We start from the raw sequence: 20081 nt of genomic DNA, 5'->3' as shown, positions 1-20081 counted from the left end.
CCGTAGTCTATGCGACGGCACGGTCCTACCTAATCACACAAAACGAGATTGTAGCACGCATATAGTCTGTGTGCCACTATCTGCATATCTTTCTCCCAAAAAGCCGCAGGAGCAAGTAAGCTACGCGATGTTAATCCTCCAGTTTAAGCTCCTTGAGCTTGGCAAAAGGACTTGATGACAATCTGTCCTGCTCGATTTGAGCTGCATGGCCACAATCTTCTTCATTGAGATTGGCACCACATACAGGACAAAGACCGCGACAGTCAGGCTTACACAAAACGACGAAGGGGGTTTCCATCAACAGAGCTGAACTAAGCGCTTCAGACAAGTCAATGGTCTGATCGGCAGAGACCAACGCAAAGTCAATCTCATCTTCATCGTCACCCAAGCTAGCGGGATCAGGCTCATGGAAGAGAAAATACTCGTCTACTTCACCCGCAACATCAAACTCAGCCTTCTCAAGGCAGCGATCGCAAGAGCCAACAACATGCGCATTGAGCATACCCGTAGCCAAAATACCTTCACCAGCATTGGTGAACATCAAATCATAATCAATACCTGCAGGGAGTGTGAAATCATGATCACCGAGGGTATAGCCCTCTTCGTCAAGATGACCCATCAGCGGTAGAGTACTACCGGGATCTGCAAGTCTTGCGTCTAAAGGAATAATCAGCGGCTGCATGCCGTCTACCAACCTGCCTCTTCACGACGAGAGGAAGAACCTTCCTCAATCGTCTGACGGACTCGCGTAACTGAGCTCGTCATCGACTTAAGGTTGTCCTCAAGATGAGCGAGTACGGAGTCGGCATAGGACTCGGCATTGTAACGTGTATCGCGCTCATACTGAGAAGCCTGGTCACGAATCTGGTCGGCTTGATGCTGAGCCAAACGAACTACCTCTTGGTCGCCAGCCAAAATCATCGCCTGCTGCTGCGCATCAGCGATGATAGCATCAGCCTGCTGCTGCGCACGATCAAGAGTCTCCTGCTCTTCCTTGACAATGCGACGTGCATCGGCGAACTCCTGGGGGAAACGATCACGAATCTCATCCAGGATCTCGTAGATCTCCTGGGCGTCGACAACCTTCTTTTGAGCACCGCCAGCAAAGGGTTGCTTTGCCTCACTGATAATCTGCTCGAGCTCGCCGACCAGGCTCTCGATCTCCTCACCTGGCTGCATCTGGGACTCCTTCCGTCCTGAGTTCGTTTTGAGCAAGCTTAAGTCCAAGCTGCTATATCTCACACTTATTTTAGAATGGTAGCAGAAACTTAAGCACCATAATGCTCAAGCAAGCAAGACTGCACATTGGGCGGTACCAAAAAAGACACATCAGATCCCAAAGAGGCCAGCTCACGCACAATTGATGATGAAACATAACCATATTTGCTTGCCGACATGACAAAAATAGACTCAATATCCGAATCAAGACGCGTGTTAAGGGCTGCTTGTTGAAGTTCATACTCAAAATCGGTCATTGCACGCAGACCCTTGACCACTCCACGAGCACCGAGCTGCTGACAAAAACTCACCAGCAGACCACTAAAGGGCTTTACGTCCACATCATCAATACCTTCTGCATGAAGCGCACCAGCAATCATGGACACACGCTCATCCAAAGAAAATGCCGTACCTACCCCATTTTTGCCCTGAGAAGCTGCTACTGCCACCGTGACCTTGGGAAAGAGGCGCCGCGCACGCTCAATGACATCAAGATGTCCAAAGGTAACTGGATCAAAAGTACCAGGCACCACTACATGATCAATAATTTGCGCGCTCATATACACGTCCCTCATCATCAGCTTCACTCGTCTTGCCGACATCATATATCAGCAGATCAACAGTAGTAATTCCTTGCTTTTTTGACTTCATGAGCATCGCTTTGGGCAACGTAAGACCAGAAGTCTTGACTTCATGCTCATAGAGTATGCGTGCCGACGGAGCAAGCAGACCCTGTTGGTCGAGATCCTCAACCAACTGAGAAATCTGCCCCGCTGCAATCGCATAGGGCGGATCAAGCAAAACAAGGTCAAAAGGAGCACCCCAAAGACCTCCGCGCTTTATGAGGGTCCATATATCACCTACGACTACACGAGTCATTCTTTGTGCCTGCAGCGCTGCACAATTACGTTTGACAACTGCAGCAGAATTACGATTAATATCTACAAAAGAGCAGCTTGCAGCCCCGCGAGATAGTAGCTCAAGTCCCAAGGCTCCGCTTCCTGCAAAAGCATCAAGTATGTGTATGCCACTCAAATCCAAAGCAAAAGATGACAAGACCATTGAGGCAATACGCTCACGTGTACGGTCTGTTGAGGGGCGTGTTACCTCACGACCTTTGGGTGTCTCAAGAGTTTTTCCTTTCCACATGCCACCTACAATGCGCAGCTGCCCACTCATACGCGCTCCACCTCTTCAAAATACACTCCAAAACGATCGTGTAATTCTATGGCAAGGGGGACATGCTCGGGTAGTTGAAGTTCTGGGTCTGCTTGCATCAAGGCAAGTGCATCCTCATGAGCCCATCCAATCAAATCCTGATCGGTTGCAAGGTCAGATAGCTGCAAATTCATGCCGCCATGTTGGCGATAGCCTAGCACTTCTCCCTCATGGCGCAATTGGAGGTCGAGCTCTGCCAATTTAAAACCATCGGAGGTTGCCTCAAGCGCATCAATACGTCTACGAGCAGGGCTATTTTTCTTTGAGGCGCACACCATCCAAGCTTGACCTGCAAGCTGACCTCGACCAACACGCCCTCTCAGTTGGTGTAAGGTTGCCAAACCAAAACGATCAGAGTCAAAAACCAACATGACCGTAACCTGAGGCACATCAACACCAACTTCAACAACCGTAGTGCAAACCAGTACCTGAATTTCACCACGGCGGAATTGCTCCATCACCGCATCCTTGTCAGCAGCAGTCATGCGACCAGTCAGCATAGCTACCTGTGCTCCAGGTACCATGCGCTGCACTTCGGGCAAGGTAGAAACAACTGAATGTAGCTGCTGAGATGCAACTTTATTGGTCTCGGGAATGTCTTCAAGATCGCTACCCTCATCACTATCGTCAATTAAAGGACATACGACATAGGCAGCCTGACCTGAGGCAACAGCAGTGCGTATAGCTCCCCAGGCAAGATCTAAATTGGCGGGAACCACCGAGCGAGTTGTTACGCCAGCACCCGCGAGAGGACGCTTTTTAATGACAGAAAACTCCATGTCACCATAGAAAGTCAGCGCAAGGGTACGTGGAATAGGTGTTGCTGTCATAGCCAGCAAGTCCGCGCCAGGACCTTTTCGCCGCAAGGCCACACGCTGGTCAACACCAAAGCGGTGCTGCTCGTCAACCACAACAAGACTGAGTTTGTGAAACTGCAACGTATCTGAGAGCAGAGCCGTCGTACCAAATACGATGCTGCACTCCCCCGCTGCTACGGCTTCTGTAATATCAGCGCGCTCAGAGTTAGGAGTAGCGCTTGTAAGCAAAGCCCAGCTGATGTGTGCTATATCGAGCAATGGACCAAGTTTTTCAGCATATTGACGAGCCAAAACCGAAGTCGGTGCCATCATGGCCGCCTGAGTACGACTATCCGCACAAGTTGCCAAAGCCAAGGCAGCAACAACAGTCTTGCCTGTACCTACATCACCAAGAAGCAAGCGATTCATCACTTGGGGAGCCGCCATATCGCGCAGGATTTCCCGACTTGCACGGCTCTGCTCGTCCGAAAGTTTAAAAGGTAAAGCAGCAGTTAGGGCATGCAGATGCTCTCCATTTATGCAGTGTTGCACAGGACGCACACCCGCATCTTGTAGATGCTGTCGCACAAGTAGGGTTAACTGCAAGCAGAGTAGCTCATCATAAGCAAGACGACGACGAGCTTGCTCGGCCTCAGTTTTACTGTCAGGGTAATGAATGGAACGCAATGCAGGAGCAAGACCCATGAGCTGACGACGCGCCACAAGAGCCGCAGGTAAGGGATCGCAAACGTCCCCCATATCTGCAAGAGCTGCCGAGGTTAAACGCCTCATCCAACCCGCGCCTAAACCTTCAGTTAAAGCATAGTTAGGAATCAAACGAGCGAGATTTGCTTGGTCATTATCACTGTCAAGCTTTTCCCAAAAAGCAGGATTCATACGCCTAAAGCCATAGCCAAAGCTCACCTTGCCCGAAAGCATAATGCGGTCACCTGGCTTTACCTGATCGGCGACCCAAGGCTGACGAAAAAACGTTGCCAACATAATGCCCGAATCGTCTACCAGTGCAAGTTCCACTAATTGCAGACGAGGTTTAGGCTGCTTAAGCTCAACTTTGTCTACAGTCGCAATAATCGTTGCATCGCTTCCCACCTGCGCCAGGGCAATGGGAACTACGCGAGAATAGTCGCTGTAGCGAGTAGGAATATGCAATAGCAGATCCCGAGCACGCCCGATACCCAGCCTCGCCAAAGCTCCGCCACCCGTTCCTCCAGAGAAACGAGATGCGAATCTTAATTTGGACACCCCGCCTGCAAGCAAAGCTGTCCTTTGCAGGCGACCTGCCGCCTCACCAATACTGGGAGCATGCCCCATAGGGACTCCCATCACCTACTCGATAGAGAAAATCACAGGATACAGAGGCTGTTCGCCGCGTTGAGCATCAATTTCGAGATCAGGCTGAACTTCTTCAATACGCTCTTGAAGCTGCTCAAATGCCTCGTCATCCATATCAGAACCAGCAAGCAGAGTGAGCGTATCGCCTTCCTCGTCATCCATCATCTTGGCGATAAGGTCAAGTGTAACCTGAGCAACATCGTTACCAACAACGGTAATCTCGCCGCCCTCGATACCCATAACGTCGCCAGAATGAATGGGGCTGCCATCAGCTGCCTGTGAATCGCGAACCGCGGTAGTAACCTCACCATCGCGAACATCAGCAATTGCAGCGCTCATTTCTTCGACGTTATCCTCGAGACTTGCTTCGTGATCGACAACAAACATGGCCGAGAATGCTTGAGGGACAGTCTTGGTAGGAACAACCGCTGCTTTCACATCTTCACAGGCACTCACAGCCGCTTCGGAAGCCATACGAATATTGCCATTATTGGGAAGCACAATAACCTGCTCGGCATGAGCACTTTCAATAGCCTCAAGAATATCAGCAGTCGAGGGGTTCATCGTCTGACCACCAGAAACTACCACGTCAACGCCCAAAGACTTCAAAATCTCTGCTTCACCACTACCAGCAGCCACAGCGACAAAACCTAATGATTTGCGAGGCTCATTGGAAGCTGACTTTGCGTCCTTATCAGCAGCAATCTTTTCGGTGCGCTCTTGAGCCTCAAGATCCATATTGTGTACAAAAACATTGTAAATCTGACCACGATGCAACATGTGACGCAGGACATGATCAGGCCTGTTGGTATGAACATGGATTTTGTAGTCAGGGTTGGAGCCAACAAGGAGCTCACAGTCGCCCTGAGCAGACAGGTAACCGAGGCATGCTGCCTCATCAAACTGGGCACTATCTGCATGGAAGAGGAACTCTGTGCAGTAACGGAACTCAGAGCCCTCCCAATCATCGTTGAGCTCAATATCAACCACATTGGCGACATCTGCCTTGGCATCAACGGTTGTCTTGAAGGAACTAATCTCGCCCGCCTTTCCTTGGTAAGCGTTGACGAAGGCTTCAAAGAAAGTTGCAAGACCAAAGGCGCCAGAGTCAACAACACCATTTTCTTTGAGGACAGGAAGCAATTCGGGAGTACGTGCAACCGACTCATATGCCTCAACCACTAGTGCATCAAGCATGTCAGGAACCGAAATCTTGGTGCGAGCAAGTTCATCTGCTTTGGCAGAAGTATCCTTGAGAACGGTCAAAATGGTACCTGCTACTGGTTTGCGCACAGCTTTGAAAGCAACCTTGACACCGTTGCGTAGAGCAACTGCAATATCACCAGGAGTTGCATCTGCGCCCTTGGCAAGAGTCAAGCCCTCAGCCACACCACGAAGAATCTGGCTGGTAATAACACCCGAGTTACCGCGGGCACCCATCAGGGATCCATGAGTAATCGCCTTGGCAATGTCTTCTACCGTAGCTGAACTCGGCAGAGACTCAACCTCCTTGACCACCGTACCCAAGGTTAAAGACATGTTGGTACCCGTATCACCATCAGGCACGGGGAATACATTGAGTTTGTTAATTTCTTCTGCCTTGTCGGCAACGACCTGAGCCGCAATCGGAAAACATGTGCGGATAACTTTGGAAATCATCTTTGATCCTCTTGGCTGTGTCGGCAAAGGCGCGATGCGAGTCTGCCTGACGGACGTCTCTTGCATGGGGTTTTAGCGTTTAAGCTGCCTAGCTTACGCGCATACCCTCGATGTGAACTTTGACCTCAACATCGTTGAGCTCGGCAATTTGGCTCAGGATGAATTTGACTGCGCTCACAAGGTTCGAGGAAACCTGGCCAATATTGACACCAGACTCGACTACTACGTGCAGGTCAACAACAACCGAAGAACCCTCGGCACTCACACCGATGCCCTTGCGCAGACGATAGGTTGGAAGCAAGCGAATAACACCTGTTTGAGACTCAGTGTCGGCCATACCCACGACGCCGTAGCATTCGAGGGCAGCGTAACCCGCAAGGTCTGCAATACAATCGTTGGAAACCTTGAGGATGCCTGGGGTGGCGTTTGCCATGACCTCTCCTTCCATACGGTCGAAACGTCGTCTCGACCCAGAATATTCTTTGGAAAGTATAGCGCACCAATACATGCTAGCGGAGTTTTGGCACAAAAGCTGCTGATACACAAATGGGGCCCCCGAGGGAGCCCCTAAACTTCAGAGTAAATTCCGCAGGCGCTATGCGCGAACGAGATTGCCCTTCTTAAGGCAGCGGGTGCAGACATTAATCTGGACACGACGGCCATCCTTGACGACATGGACGCGCTGGATATTGGGCTTAAACGCACGGTTAACCGTACGGTGAGAGTGGCTGATTGAACGACCAGCGACGGCATGCTTGCCGCAGATATCACAAACCTTCGACATACTTCCTACCTCCAAGGCGGCGCTCCTGCGCCCATATGGGCTCCGCGCCCGCAAACTGCATAGCCGTATTAAAATAGCACACAATGTGCCTTATGCAAGGGACAACCCCTACTTATTGTGCTGATTGTGGACAAGAAACCCTCAAAGCACACAGTAATTACGACTATCATTCCAAAAACTTTTTCACATACGTTCTGCTTGCGTATTCTTTATTGCAAGTAAGCAAGCTACATTCACTTTGCCTGCAGTTTTGCAACTGCAACGCACACAAACTATTTGCCTGTACTCGAGGCTAAACGACCACGTTGATCGGTGTTGTAGTAGCCAGAACCTTTGAATTCAATACCATAGGTTTTGAACATACGCTCCGCATGCGAGCCGCACTTAGGGCAAGAAATCTTAGGATGAACACTCATAGAATGCTCAATTTCAAAAACATTGCCACAGGAGCTGCATTTGTAGTCATAGCGTGCCATTATTCCTCCGAGTAAATACATTTGCGATGTGTTTCCCAAAAACACTCTACCCAACCTTGGGAAAATTCTCCAAGTCACGTATCATCTGACAAAAATATGACAAGCTAACAGCAAACCACAAGGGGAGCTCAATATGAAAATCTCTGGTGCAATTTTTGATTGTGACGGCACGATTCTTGACTCTATGCCCATGTGGAACAGGATATTTCCCGATTGGTTGGATAGCCATAATATTCCTAATGCTCACATGCTTGCCGAAAAGTATGAGTACATGAATTTTCAAGACGAGTGCTTTTTCTTTCATGATGAGTTTGGTGTGTGTGCCAGTCGTGAAGAAGCTTTTGCTGAAGTTTGTGCACAAGTACGTATAGCTTACGAGACTGAAGTTGCGCCATTTGAAGGTGTAGACCTATGGCTTGAGACGCTTAAGACGGCAAAAATTCCAATGGTCATTGCCTCGTCTACCACAACACCTTTGGTCAAGGAGGCACTTGCCTACCATGGCTTACTCGATTATTTCTCGGACATACTGTACACAGGTGAGGTTGGTGCCGACAAAACACAGGCTGACATCTATTTTGCTGCTCGTGATGTACTGGATACACCTGTTGATGAAACATGGGTATTTGAAGATGCGCCATTTGGTGTTAACACTGCTCATAAAGCAGGATTTCCCACAATATGCCTTTTTAACGACCATGATGGACGCGATGAGAACTTTATGCGCGCCAACTGTGACGTTTTTGTCCATGGATATCCCGAATTAAGCCTGGATTTATTAACTGACTATGCCCGATCGCTCACCACAGCACCTACAGACACGTTGCATTGCTTGGTAATAGGAGGTTCTCCCACACCAAGCTCAACAGATCTTGTTACACGCCTTGCCGCTGATGCTGACTGGATTGTTGCTGTCGATCGTGGGGCTGAGACACTAAAAGCCGCAGGTATTAAACCCGATGCATTTTGTGGAGACGACGATACAGCAAGTCCTGCTACATGCGATTGGGCCCGCTCAGTAGCACATACTTCCTTGCTTTATCCCACAAAAAAATATGCAACCGACCTAGCCATCGCCCTTGAGAGCGCAACGCACGAAGCAGCGCGTCGCAACTCAAATTTGCGCCTGACACTCAGCTGTATCTCAGGTGGCAGACAAGACCATCAGTTGGGTGTTTGGGGCAACTTGACAGCCTATGCCAATGCTTGTCCACATATTGTGGAAGACAATGAAGGTTCTGCTTGGGAATGTCGTCTGCTCTCCCCTGCCGGTGAGACAAGCTGGACACTTGATGCTGGAGCCGTGGGCAAGACTTTTTCTGCAGTAGCATTGACACCCGACACATTTGCTTCCGAAATAGGACTGCGTTGGGAAGTTAATCACAAAAACTTTGCCTTGCTGTCCGATGTTGGCATCTCCAACGAAATTGTCTCTGAAAATGCCCGTATCAACTGCCACCAAGGCATCCTTGCTTGCTTCTTGCTGTCCTAGCAACACCTCGACACAGCTTACGTTTTGCTTGACCGCTTTGCTTTGCTTTTCTCACACAAACGGTTCATTCTTCGGCGCACACTCACACAGATGGTTCATCCTTCGGTCTACCGAAAAAAATGACCAGCTGTTTTGTGTACTCCAACTCCGACACTTGAACCATTTATTTGGAAAGACTCCGACACTTGAACCGTCTGCCAAGCAAAAAGGATTATTTAGTAGCCTACTTGCTGAAATCCTAGGGCAGTTTTGTGCAAGCTGCAGGTCAGTTTGAGGGAAGCCATATTTCGGAATCAATACCATATTCACCAATTATCACTGAGGTTAATCTAAGCTCAAAAAAGCAGCATAGAGCACATTGATTCGCTGCTTCTTGAAGCATTTTTACACATTCTCGTCTATGGGCTTCGGTGATTAAATGGCCAACTTCCACATGCAAATCATTACCTCTATGCTTGATGAAGCAGAGCAGAGACAAACATGTGCTTGGACGAACAACAAAGCCTTGCAAGACACCTTTTGTCATTGCAAAGCACGAGGAGACATTATTAGTCCTGTGCCCAGCCTTTATATACGCAAAGAATATTGGAACCAATTGAATTTTAATAATAAACATCTTTATATTGCGCGCGCTCTAACTGCAAAGCATCCTAACTGGATTTTTTGCGGTCCAACTGCAGCATTAGCATACGGTTTTGAGGTTCCCTATTGGCAACTTCAAAAAATTCACGTTACACATCTAAAAAGCTGCTCTCGCGAAAACCAATACATCTGCCATCATCGTTATATCCCGCGCATGAAAAACAGATTGCAACACCCATACATTTCAGCAGGAATACCCGTCCTTAGCACCGCAGAAACTTTGGCCCAATGTTTGCGAATGTCTAATTTTGCTGATGGATTATGTATAGCAGATTCAGGATTGCGCACATTAAATCAGGCAAAAGAATGGTTACTTAACGAGGTTAACCACTTAGGATTCCGCCAGAAAGGGATTGCGCAGGCAAGAATTACTGCAGGTTTTGCCGATGCGCGTGCAGAAAGCGGAGGCGAGTCAATAGCTCGCGCCCATATTCTTGAACTTGGCTTTGCTTCACCAGAGTTGCAAGCAACAATTATTGACCCCATAAGCAAAGCAACATATCGAGTTGATTTTCTCTGGACATTGCCCACAGGACAAAGGATTATCGGGGAACTAGATGGACGACAGAAATACGTAGATCCAGACATGACCCAAGGACGCTCTGCCATTGATGTTTTAACAGCAGAACGATTGCGAGAATCGCGTCTCTCCCGACTAGCAAGCATCATGCGCTTTTCATTCGCAAATGCATGTGATTTAGCTTTCTTTTACCAGCTATTACAGTCATTTGGAGTTCCCCATGCACTACAACCATTCATCACCCGGGACTAATGGCCTTTAGTTTTGGGACTGATGGCTTTTAGTTTTGCGTCCTCTGCATCAGTATGTGCTACTCAATTTGAAATGTGCTACTAAAGATGGTTCAAGTTTCGAAGTTGGAGTACACAAAAGCTGGTCATTTTTTTCGGTAGGCCGAAGGATGAACCATCTGTGTGGATAAGAGTCGAAGAATAAATTGGCTTAGTTGCGGCGGAAAAGAGCGCAAAAGTGACCATCAAAGGAAGCAACGCGAGGATGCGAGGCAAAGTAGCCTTCAGACGTAACACAAGATGCCACAAGTCCGTATGCAGCATCGCTTAAAGAACGCACTGCTGGAGCCTCAAGCACAGAGACTCGCTCAAATGAACGGCCTTCGGGGCTCTCGAGAAATGCTTGAACCACACCGGTATTTTCCTGCTCGAGCAAAGAGCAGGTCGCATAGGCCAAACTGCCACCCGGACGCACTCGTTGCGATGCGGCGCGAAGCATACGCAACTGTAAGGCAGGTAGTGAATCTGCTCTATGAGACATCACCGATGCACGGGAAAGGCCCCAAACAATTTCTGGATGGCGGCGCAATGTGCCCGTACCCGAACACGGCGCATCTATAAAGACCATGTCAAAACCGCCGCTCAGCACAGCGGGCAACTGCGGCGAATCGAGCTGGCAAGCGTCAAAACAAAGGTTTTGCGTGTGAGCAGAAACCCCAGCTACGGCCATACGGCTGGACGCAAGCCGTACCTTATAATCCTCGGAATCAATACTCACTATCTCAGCAAGGCCACCTTGCTCGAGCGCAGCCATTTGTAACAACAATGTTTTGGTACCTCTACCCTGACCTACTTCCAACACACGCTGACCTGGAAGAGGACCTGCAATACGAGCAACCATCTGAGCTGCTAAATCTACGGGCAGGACAATAGCATTGCGCACCAATCCAGAAGGTGCCAAGCGAGCAGGATTTGTCACCTGCCAAGAGCCCGGAATAACTAACGGCTGTGCTTCAAGACGAGCTTGTTGCATCCGTCGCGCAGCTTCCTCGGGACTCAACATAGCCAAGTTGGTTGCAATATACACTGGTGCTGGTTCGAGCTGCGCCAAAGCGCACTCACGACACACTTCCTCACCGCACGAAGCCAACAGTTGATAAATCAACGGCTCGGGCATTCCGCAGGCAATCGCAATGTCTTTGGCAAGCAAATCTGAGCTGCCATCATATATACGACGCTCGGCTTCGCAGATAGCTGCAACATCTTGCTCGGACACACGATGCAACACCGCATTGGCAAGACCCGCTGCACGCGGGACAGCACGACGCACCAACTCAACACCCTGACTTATAACCACCGCTGTTGGGGTATCCAACCAGCAGAGCTCATAGCAAGCAACGCGCAACGCATCCCGCACACGTGGCTCAATATGCACTCCATGCCTCAAGTGAGAGTCAATCATGGCATCAAGTGCGCCAACGGTAGCCGTCACACCCAAAGCCAAACGGGATGCCAAAGCCCTATCTCGCAATGCAAGTCCAGCCATCGCTCGAGATGTGCGCAATAAATCGCGCATATGTGCCCCTCGCCGGCGGCGCTCGGACACCATCTCAAAAGCAACTACACGTGCAGGCGAGAGGGCAGACACTACATATCACCCCAGACAGGATCCCCGCGAAGGCCGGCCACCCAAGCAGAGACGGGCATTTCTCGCTTACCATCAGGCTTTACCAACAATAATTCCAGCGCGCCATCAGCACAACCCAAAAAGAGCCTCGTACCATCAATCAATACTTCACCAGCAGCGATATTCACGGTAGGTGCAGCAACCGCACGCAAGACACGCACGCCACGCCCACACACCATAGCACGCGCAGGAGCAGCATCAGTAGCCGCGCTGATACGCAACAAATTAGTGCATGTGCCATCGGCAGGCGCCAAGCGCATCTCAGCTTTGTTTATCTTTTTTGCATAACAGACCTGAGAGGTGTCCTGTTCAGTCCATCTGTCAGTACCTGCCTCCATCTCATGGATGGCGTCTACCAGCTCGGTAGCGCCAAGTTCAGCTAAGCTCTGGGTAATTTCTGCAGCCGATAGACCTTTAGGGTCAATAGATGCTTGACGACACCACGGTCCCGCATCAAGTTCATGAGCAATACGCATGATAGAGATGCCAATACGATCATCGCCAGCGAGGATGGCGCGCTGAATAGGAGCGGCACCGCGCCAGCGCGGCAGCAGCGACCCATGTACATTAAGCGCACCAAAGCGTGCCAAATCAGTCGACAGCAGCTCATCCGGCAAAATCGCACCATAGGCAGCAACAGCAATAACATCAGGTGCCACCTCACGAATGCTCGCGATTTCAGCTGCGCCAATACGTTTTGTTTCGATAACAGGGATGCCCAGTTCAAGCGCACGCTTTTTAACGGGAGACGCTATAAGCTGCTTGCCTCGCCCACGCACCGCATCGGGCATTGTCAGCACAAGCGCCACATCAAATTCATGCGATAGGGCAGATAGAGAGGGCACAGCAAAATCGGGAGTGCCCATAAAGACAACTCTCAGCGACATGCTAGTCTTCCCCTCCAACATCTCCAGGCTTAGCACCACGGGCAAGTGCAGCCTCAAAATCGCGAATGGCTGCTGCACGTGCCAAAGGACGCAGATGGTCAACCATTGTCACACCATGAATATGATCGATCTCGTGCTGCAAACAAACTGCCAGTAGATTATCGCGAGCCTCATATTGCATTAATTCACCATCAAGGTTGAGCGCTTGCACAATAACATGAGAAGGACGAGTGACCTCACAAGTAATGCCGGGATAGGATAGGCAGCCCTCCCCTGTTGTACGTTCAGGACCGTCCGCCACAATGATTTTGGGATTGATAAGCACATAAGGATTCTTGCGTCCACCTGACTCGGCATAATCAACATCGATAACAACCATCTGCACCAGTTTGCCCACCTGCGGCGCTGCAAGCCCAACGCCATCAGTCGCATACATATCCTTAAGCATATGCTTTGCTAATTGCCGCACATCGTCATCAATGGTCTCAATCGGCTCGCACTCAACATGCAAGCGGTCATCATTGCCAAAGACAATATCTTGAACCGCGCTCATCGTAACTCCTTAGAAAAATGTTGCCTAAAAGTAGCGCTTGGGCAACATAAGTTGTTTCCTCACAATCATACCCATAAAACGGCATAAGTCATCGACCCATGAGACTCACATGAGGTCAGCGGCATCCACATCAATTGCCACCGTAATACCTCGGGGTAATTTTGCAGCTTTTACACAGGCAGAAAGCAAGGGGCCAGGTTTTGAATTAAGGGGAGATTTAATTAAGATATGCCGGCGGAAGCGATCCTTAACGCGCGCTTTGATGCATTCAACAGGACCTAGTACCTCCCAGTTATCTGCATCATCAAAGCTTTTAATGGCAGCACGTATTGCCTCGGCAACCTCCGCAGTACAACGTTTGACCTGAGACTCTTGTGTCCCCCAAAGCAACACATTGGAAAGACGCGTAAAGGGCGGGTATGAGGCCTCAGCGCGCAGATCAAGCTCACTATCCACAAACAACTCACGGCGATGCAGTGCTACCGATGCAATAGCGGGATGGCCCGCCCAATAACTCTGCACAATTACGCGCCCCGCTTTATCACCGCGCCCTGCACGACCTGCCACCTGTTCGAGCAGATCATAAGTGCGTTCAGCAGCTCTAAAATCGGGTAACTTAAGTGTCGTATCAGCGTTGATAACACCCACCAAGGTAACCTCGGGAAAATCGAGGCCCTTAGCAATCATTTGCGTTCCCAACAAAATAGCGCAGTTTGCACCATCAAAACGCTCAAGCAGCTTTTGGTGAGCGCCCTTGGTACGCGTCGTATCCGCATCCATACGGATTATCTCAACATCGTCCCCAGCTTCTCCCAAATCATTGAGCAAAATATGTAGCTCATCTTCGACACGCTGCGTACCTACCCCATAGGCCCCCATATAGCGACTCCCGCAATTGGGACACCGCGAGGATGGATCGGGGTAACTCTTTTGTGGCCACGAGCGTCCACAGCTATGACAAACCAGCTCATGAGTGCGTTCGTGATACGTCAGTGCAACAGAGCAGTGCGGACATTCAGGCACACAGCCGCATTCTCGGCACATCAAAAAATTGGCAAAGCCACGTCGATTAAGGAGCAGTACTGCTTTTTCACGATGGCGCACTACATCTTCTAATGCCTGTGTTAGTGGTAAAGAAAAAAACGTACGTCTACCCGCAGCGAACTGCTGAGTCATATCCACAATTTCAACTGATGGTAACTCTGTAGTACCTGGTCGCTCGGGCATCTCGACACGCGTCCAAGATACCCCCGCATAGCTGCCACAGCGACAACGCTCAAGGCTTTCGAGTGACGGTGTAGCCGAACCCAATACCAAGGCACAGCCGCGCTCTTTTGCCATGCGCGCCGCTACTTCACGTGCATGATAGCGTGGCATAGAGTCTTGCTTGTAAGAACCTTCATGTTCCTCATCAATCACAATAAGACCCAAATTTGCCACTGGAGCGAATAAAGCAGAGCGAGCACCCACTACTACATGGGCATATCCGCGGCGTACCATATCCCACTGATCAAAACGCTCACCCACCGAAAGACGACTATGAAGCACCGCAACATCTTCGCCAAAGCGACTGCGAAAACGACCGACAGTCTGTGCTGTCAAAGAGATCTCAGGAACAAGCACCAACGCACCCTGACCAGCTGCGCGAGCTCGCTCAATAGCCGCAAGATATACTTCGGTTTTGCCTGAACCCGTCACACCATCAACTAAAACCACATCACCACGAGCAGCAAGACGCGCCGCCTCAACTGTCTCAAGTGCGTTTTTTTGCCCTTCAGTCAGCATGTCGGGTCGCGTTGCGTGAGCACTTGATAAGCTCGTAGTCTCCCCGCTTCCGCGAATATGTCGGCGGAGCTCAATACTCACTACGCTGCGTTTAGCGAGCGCGTTGACAACCGCACTTGCCCCCGGCACCATCGCCGCAAGCTCTGCCATGCGCTGAGGACCCGCAGCAAGAGCAGCAAGTAATTCTCGCTGACGGGAAGCATTTTTTTGAGGAACAAACGAAAGTCCTGCTTTGCTCAAAGAAACCCAACGAGTATCGATAGGTCCTGCTTTTTCACGCACAAGCTCCCAAGGCGCATCAGGCGCCACACGATGCACACGCAACTTTTGCCCTGGCGCTAAGAAAAGTCGTAGAGCCACCGCAAGCGGACAGGCGTATTCAGCCGCCAACCAAAGTGCTACACGTGCTGCAGCTTCATCAAAAGCTGATTCTGTCAAAACCTGCTTGATTGGCAAAATTTTGTTAAGCGGTACCTCTGCAGGAGGAGTATCAGATAACGCCACTACATAGCCCACGGCAACTCTGCCAGAAAAGTTCACCAGAACTGTCACGCCTATCTTTACCTGAAACGCAAGCTCAGTTGGGATAGCATAATCATAGGGACGATCAAGTTCGCGCGTTGCGATATCAAGTACTACTGCCGCAAAGGCCATGAACCCAACCCTCCCTATGCGTCAGAGGTGCGAGAAGCAGAAATACCAAATTCCACCAAGCGAATAAGTCGCTCGATCAGCTCGTCCACATCAGTATCGGGCTCGATTTCAATCTGACGTGAAGCGCCAAAAAAAATCATGCCACAAATACTTGCCGCAACCATCTCGGGATTGCCCTCAAAGTCAACCAGACCCTCACTTTGCGCGCGTATCAGTTGATTAGCAACCAAATGTGTAACGCGCGTATAGCGATTTTCGAGCCGCGGCAACATAGAGGTGCCATCCTTGAGTAGCGCTGTTGCCATTGCAGCAATAAAAATTCCGCCCTCATGCACTGAATAACACAGACGTCTGACCATTGCGCGCATTGCCTCGTGAGAGGAACTTGCATGAGCAACATCTGTTTCTAGAGAACTAACAAAGTCCTCAACCACCTGTGAGAAGAGTTCCTCCACAATGGCATCGCGATCTGCAAAGTAATAATAAAGCGCACCTTTAGAAATGTTGCAACGCTCAGCAACCTCGCCAATCTGAAAATCGATACCTCCACGCTCCATGATAATTTCGGAAGCTGCTGCAAGAATACGTACGCGCGTACGCTCGGACTTGCTCATACGATTGGTCTCGCGTACTTTTGCAGTTTTTGCTTCAACCGCATCACGAGCAACCTTGCGAGCTGCGGTACGCACTGCCTGATGCGCCGCTTCAACACGACCAACTAGTTCTTGGATGCCTGGCGCGTCAACTCCAACCACATGGTTGAGCGATTTCTTGTTTTGAGCTTCTTTTGCAGCCATATCTCTCACCACATTTGATATACATGCGCCAAGCGCATAAGGCACCTGACGCATGAATTGATTGCGAGCGTTTTCTTAATACTAGCGTATCGCCTTAGAGCTGTACGAGCGGATGCAAGTCCCCCATCGTGACCAGGCGCTTGCGAGCAGCAATCAAGCAGGTCACCACAAAGGGTACTGCCGTAAAGGCAAGTAGCATCCAGACATTCGGCGTAATCAGTGACATATCCAAGCCAGTGGTTGCAACGCGCAGAGCACGCACCGAATAGGTCATCGGCAGTAACGGATTGATAATCTTGAAGAAATGCGGCACAACCTCAAGCGGGAAGGTGCCGGCAGCTGAAGTCAGTTGCAGCATAAGCAATACAACTGACAAGAACTTGCCAGGGAAGCCCAAGCCTACAACAAGTGCTTGGTTCCACGCTGCAAAGCAGAGCGCAGTCAAGATACAAAGTGCGTAGTACGCTACAGGATGAAGCAGGTCAATCTTGAGACCAAACTGCAATACCAGACCCATAAGCACTGCTTGGATAACGCCTACCATCAGTGCAGGCAACAAACCTGCCAAAGCAGCCACAATGGGGTTGGCACCAGAAGCCAGCAAACGCTGGTTGAGTGGCTTGATAATAAAGGTTGTCATCAGTGCGCCCACCCAAAGACCCAGCGCAATAAAGTAAGGAGCAAAACCAGAGCCGTAATTGGAGACGGTAGTGTAGTTGGAAGACTTGAGGTTGACGGGCTCACTCATCATCTCGGACTTAGCATCAGAGTTAGCGGTAGATTCCTGAGCCTTTTTGTAACCATCGCTTAAGCCATCTGCCAGCTGATCTGCACCATCTTGAGCAGAGCTAATGCCTTTGGTAAGCGTAGTTGCACCATCTGCAAGTTTCTTGATGCCATCAGCTAAAGAACCAGAGCCTTTCTCTGCATCGCCCAAACCGTCGCTTAGACTTGCCGAGCCTGCATAAAGCTTATCAATGCCGCCAAGCAAGGAGCTTGAACCGTCCTTTGCAGACTGAGTGCCCGTCTTAAGCTGAGAGGCACCCGCAGATAGTGCAGTGGCACCCGTCTTTGCAGAATCAAGTCCTCCAGCCAGCTGACTTGCGCCATCTGCAAGCTGGCCAACGCCTTGATCAAGCTGAGTAGCACCCGAGGAAACCTGATTGGCTCCAGCAGAGAGATTGGTCACCGCATCATAGAGCGTCATTGAAGAAGGATCTGTGCTACCAGTCGATACGGTGAGATTGGTTGCAAGAGCATCGGCACCATTTTTGAGTTGCGCCAAGCTATTGGTATCAATACCGCTTGCAGCATCTGCCAAACCAGAGCTTGCTTGTGAAACACCAGAAGCAGCAGCATCAAGTGTGCCGATAAGCTGTTGGCATTGCTCGGCAGTCAAAGTTACTGTCCCATCAGGACTGGCCTTTTGCGCACCAGCCAAACTATTTTCAACGCCCTTGATTGCAGCGTAGGCAGTACTACCAGATGAAGAGCCCTCAGAACCCAATTGAGCAGCAACACCACTGAGCTTTTGTCCCGTTTGGCCAACGGTTCCCACAAGCTCATTTACACCATTATCTAAAGCCTGGATATTAGCCTTTTGACCATCAAGACTCTTTTTAAGCTGGGATGCGCCAGCATTGAGTTGACTCGCGCCTGTTGCAAGCGTTGAGGAGCCTTTCTTGGCTTCGGTGAGTTTGTCGGCAAGGGTATCTGCACCGTCCTTAGCGCTAGAAATACCATCAGAGAGCTGATCGGCACCATCTTGCACGCTACTTGCACCATCTGAGAGCTTGCCTAAACCTCCATCCAAGGATTTAGCACCATCTTTAGCAGTAGAAAGACCGTCTTTGAGTTGCTTGGAACCATCTGTTGCACGCACAATGCCTGCAGCAAGCTCATCTGCACCCGTACCTGCTACCAATAGATTATCAGCAATCTTTTTTGAACCATCCGTAGCCGACGCGAGACCATCACTAAGCTCTGCCGAACCATCAGCTGCAACCTTAATTTCAGCTGTTGAGTCATCAATGGTGTCAAAAATCTGTACATAGTAGTCTTGGCCGATGGCATAGTTGACCTTGGAAGTAATCACACGAAACGCTGAGGTGCCCATTGTTGTTGCAATTGAATTGGCACTTTGATTACCAATGAGCTTAAAACTTGCTTGTTGCGGTTTATCAGTCTCAGCAGAAGAGACCTTCTCAGAGAAATCCTCAGGGATAATAAGCTCCATGTAATACTTGCCCGACTCAAGTTGGCGCTGAGCTTTATCCGCGTCTTTTTCATAGCTAAAGTCAAGCGCTTTGGCATCACGGAGTTGCTTGACAACATCGTCGCCAGCATTGAGTGCCTTGCCGTCTTTGGTGGTTGTACCCTTATCTTGGTTGACTACTACAACTGGCACCTTGTCAATATTGCCATACGGATCATAAAAAGCCGCTAGATAGAGTGCACCATAAATCAAAGGAATGCAGCAGATAGCTGCAAGCGCGACCTTCATACCCGCGTTTGCACGAGCGTTATGAAAATCAAGCAGAGAAAAGCGCAGTCCACGGAATGGGTTTTTCATTTATGCCACCCCCAGAGGCGTCGTTTGAGCAGCTTGACCAAGTACTGCATCGCGCTGTGCGCGCGCATCCTCGGTCAGGCAGCTGATACTGTCAAACTTACTTGCGATGCCGTAATCACACATGCCACAAACCACAGTCGCACCGCGACCATGAGAGATTTCGCAAAGAATATCGATGAGTTGCATGGTTTGAAGCTCAGTTAGGTCACGCTCGATTTCTTGTACTACCAAAAGCTTGGGATCCCCTGCCATACCTAGCGCAATGCCTACTAAGTCATAGGTCATACGGTCAAGCTCTTCGAGATTCTTTTCGGCTACATCCAAAAGTCCCCACTGCTCAAGATAGGCATCGGTTGCTGCTCGGTTGGATTTTTTGCCCATCAGCCCCAATTCAGCTGAAATGCAAGTGCGCACTCTCAGTACTTTTTCGAGCTCATTGACATTAGAAAACCAACCCAGACCAGAGAGCTTCTTTATTGCGTGAAGTCCTTTAACCGAGCGTGCATTAAGCCCACCTATCGTAAGCTCACCCGAGCTTGCCAACATATGGCCCGCCAAGGTCAGCAGCAATTCGCGTTTACCGGCCTTGTGCTCAGCAAGCAAAGCGTGCGCCTGGCCTGCGGCTAAATCCAAATTAATGTCTTTGTATGCCGTCATACGTGCGGTTTTCATCGTCAGCGCCTGTGCATGAATGGCAGGTCCCAACAAGCTGACTTCGGCTTGTGTACTCATAGGCAAATTCATCTCCCTACACATG

Annotated in this window: 18 protein-coding genes; 2 read left to right on the top strand and 16 right to left on the bottom strand. The window is 49.9% G+C overall.

Translation table 11 applies throughout. The annotated features are described in order from the left end of the window. Nucleotides 1–130: 130 nt before the first annotated feature. The 9 genes from HMPREF9069_RS05000 to HMPREF9069_RS04960 all read right to left on the bottom strand — a co-directional run bounded on the left by HMPREF9069_RS05000 (nt 131) and on the right by HMPREF9069_RS04960 (nt 7505). Complete coding sequence (locus tag HMPREF9069_RS05000) at nt 131–682, bottom strand: YceD family protein (RefSeq protein ID WP_021626084.1); 552 nt, start codon at nt 680–682, stop codon at nt 131–133. 5 nt (nt 683–687) lie between these two features. Further along, the gene (locus HMPREF9069_RS04995) at nt 688–1179 is read right to left on the bottom strand and encodes a hypothetical protein (protein ID WP_021626083.1); all 492 of its coding nucleotides are present in this window, start codon (nt 1177–1179) and stop codon (nt 688–690) included. A gap of 89 nt (nt 1180–1268) precedes the next feature. After that, nucleotides 1269–1778, bottom strand: a complete 510-nt coding sequence (coaD, locus tag HMPREF9069_RS04990; protein ID WP_021626082.1) for a pantetheine-phosphate adenylyltransferase — start codon at nt 1776–1778, stop codon at nt 1269–1271. After that, entirely contained in the window at nt 1759–2397 is a 639-nt protein-coding gene (gene rsmD / locus HMPREF9069_RS04985; protein WP_021626081.1) for a 16S rRNA (guanine(966)-N(2))-methyltransferase RsmD, read from the bottom strand. The genes coaD and rsmD overlap by 20 nt, the downstream gene beginning before the upstream one ends. Further along, nucleotides 2394–4565 carry an ATP-dependent DNA helicase RecG gene (locus HMPREF9069_RS04980; RefSeq protein ID WP_035438504.1) on the bottom strand — a complete coding sequence of 724 codons (2172 nt, stop codon included), beginning with the start codon at nt 4563–4565 and terminating at the stop codon, nt 2394–2396. The genes rsmD and HMPREF9069_RS04980 overlap by 4 nt, the downstream gene beginning before the upstream one ends. Before the next feature lie 15 nt (nt 4566–4580). Next, nucleotides 4581–6245, bottom strand: a complete 1665-nt coding sequence (locus HMPREF9069_RS04975; protein WP_035438503.1) for a DAK2 domain-containing protein — start codon at nt 6243–6245, stop codon at nt 4581–4583. Between the two features lie 88 nt (nt 6246–6333). Next, nucleotides 6334–6678: an Asp23/Gls24 family envelope stress response protein gene (locus HMPREF9069_RS04970; RefSeq protein ID WP_035097790.1), complete on the bottom strand. Its 345-nt coding sequence runs from the start codon at nt 6676–6678 to the stop codon at nt 6334–6336. 162 nt (nt 6679–6840) lie between these two features. After that, complete coding sequence (gene rpmB / locus HMPREF9069_RS04965; RefSeq protein ID WP_021626077.1) at nt 6841–7029, bottom strand: 50S ribosomal protein L28; 189 nt, start codon at nt 7027–7029, stop codon at nt 6841–6843. Nucleotides 7030–7301: 272 nt separating this feature from the next. Then, nucleotides 7302–7505, bottom strand: coding sequence for an FmdB family zinc ribbon protein (locus HMPREF9069_RS04960; RefSeq protein ID WP_021626075.1), 204 nt, complete (start codon nt 7503–7505; stop codon nt 7302–7304). 133 nt (nt 7506–7638) lie between these two features. On the opposite strand from HMPREF9069_RS04960, the gene HMPREF9069_RS08875 reads away from it, so the two are divergent. Together HMPREF9069_RS08875 and HMPREF9069_RS04950 are read left to right on the top strand one after the other, a co-directional pair. Continuing rightward, nucleotides 7639–8997 carry a thiamine diphosphokinase gene (locus tag HMPREF9069_RS08875; protein ID WP_021626074.1) on the top strand — a complete coding sequence of 453 codons (1359 nt, stop codon included), beginning with the start codon at nt 7639–7641 and terminating at the stop codon, nt 8995–8997. A 418-nt stretch (nt 8998–9415) separates the two neighbouring features. Further along, nucleotides 9416–10411 carry a hypothetical protein gene (locus HMPREF9069_RS04950; RefSeq protein ID WP_021626072.1) on the top strand — a complete coding sequence of 332 codons (996 nt, stop codon included), beginning with the start codon at nt 9416–9418 and terminating at the stop codon, nt 10409–10411. A gap of 189 nt (nt 10412–10600) precedes the next feature. Here the strand turns inward: HMPREF9069_RS04950 and HMPREF9069_RS04945 are convergent, their stop codons facing one another. The 7 genes from HMPREF9069_RS04945 to HMPREF9069_RS04915 all read right to left on the bottom strand — a co-directional run bounded on the left by HMPREF9069_RS04945 (nt 10601) and on the right by HMPREF9069_RS04915 (nt 20056). Next, on the bottom strand, nt 10601–12037 hold the full coding sequence (locus tag HMPREF9069_RS04945) for an RsmB/NOP family class I SAM-dependent RNA methyltransferase (RefSeq protein ID WP_035438501.1): 1437 nt from the start codon (nt 12035–12037) through the stop codon (nt 10601–10603). Then, nucleotides 12037–12963: a methionyl-tRNA formyltransferase gene (locus tag HMPREF9069_RS04940; protein WP_353640731.1), complete on the bottom strand. Its 927-nt coding sequence runs from the start codon at nt 12961–12963 to the stop codon at nt 12037–12039. The genes HMPREF9069_RS04945 and HMPREF9069_RS04940 overlap by 1 nt, the downstream gene beginning before the upstream one ends. A gap of 1 nt (nt 12964) precedes the next feature. After that, a complete protein-coding gene (gene def, locus HMPREF9069_RS04935) occupies nt 12965–13516 on the bottom strand; it encodes a peptide deformylase (RefSeq protein ID WP_021626069.1) in 552 nt (183 codons plus the stop codon). Between the two features lie 105 nt (nt 13517–13621). Next, on the bottom strand, nt 13622–15955 hold the full coding sequence (gene priA, locus HMPREF9069_RS04930) for a replication restart helicase PriA (RefSeq protein WP_021626068.1): 2334 nt from the start codon (nt 15953–15955) through the stop codon (nt 13622–13624). A 14-nt stretch (nt 15956–15969) separates the two neighbouring features. Further along, a complete protein-coding gene (locus HMPREF9069_RS04925) occupies nt 15970–16752 on the bottom strand; it encodes a TetR/AcrR family transcriptional regulator (protein ID WP_035438499.1) in 783 nt (260 codons plus the stop codon). A 94-nt stretch (nt 16753–16846) separates the two neighbouring features. Next, on the bottom strand, nt 16847–19324 hold the full coding sequence (locus HMPREF9069_RS04920; protein WP_021626066.1) for a YhgE/Pip domain-containing protein: 2478 nt from the start codon (nt 19322–19324) through the stop codon (nt 16847–16849). After that, a complete protein-coding gene (locus tag HMPREF9069_RS04915; protein WP_035438497.1) occupies nt 19325–20056 on the bottom strand; it encodes a P-loop NTPase family protein in 732 nt (243 codons plus the stop codon). Nucleotides 20057–20081 lie beyond the last annotated feature (25 nt).

This window comes from Atopobium sp. oral taxon 810 str. F0209 (genome assembly GCF_000466405.1).
Lineage (GTDB): Bacteria > Actinomycetota > Coriobacteriia > Coriobacteriales > Atopobiaceae > Olegusella.
This window is presented reverse-complemented; position numbering and strand designations above follow the sequence as displayed.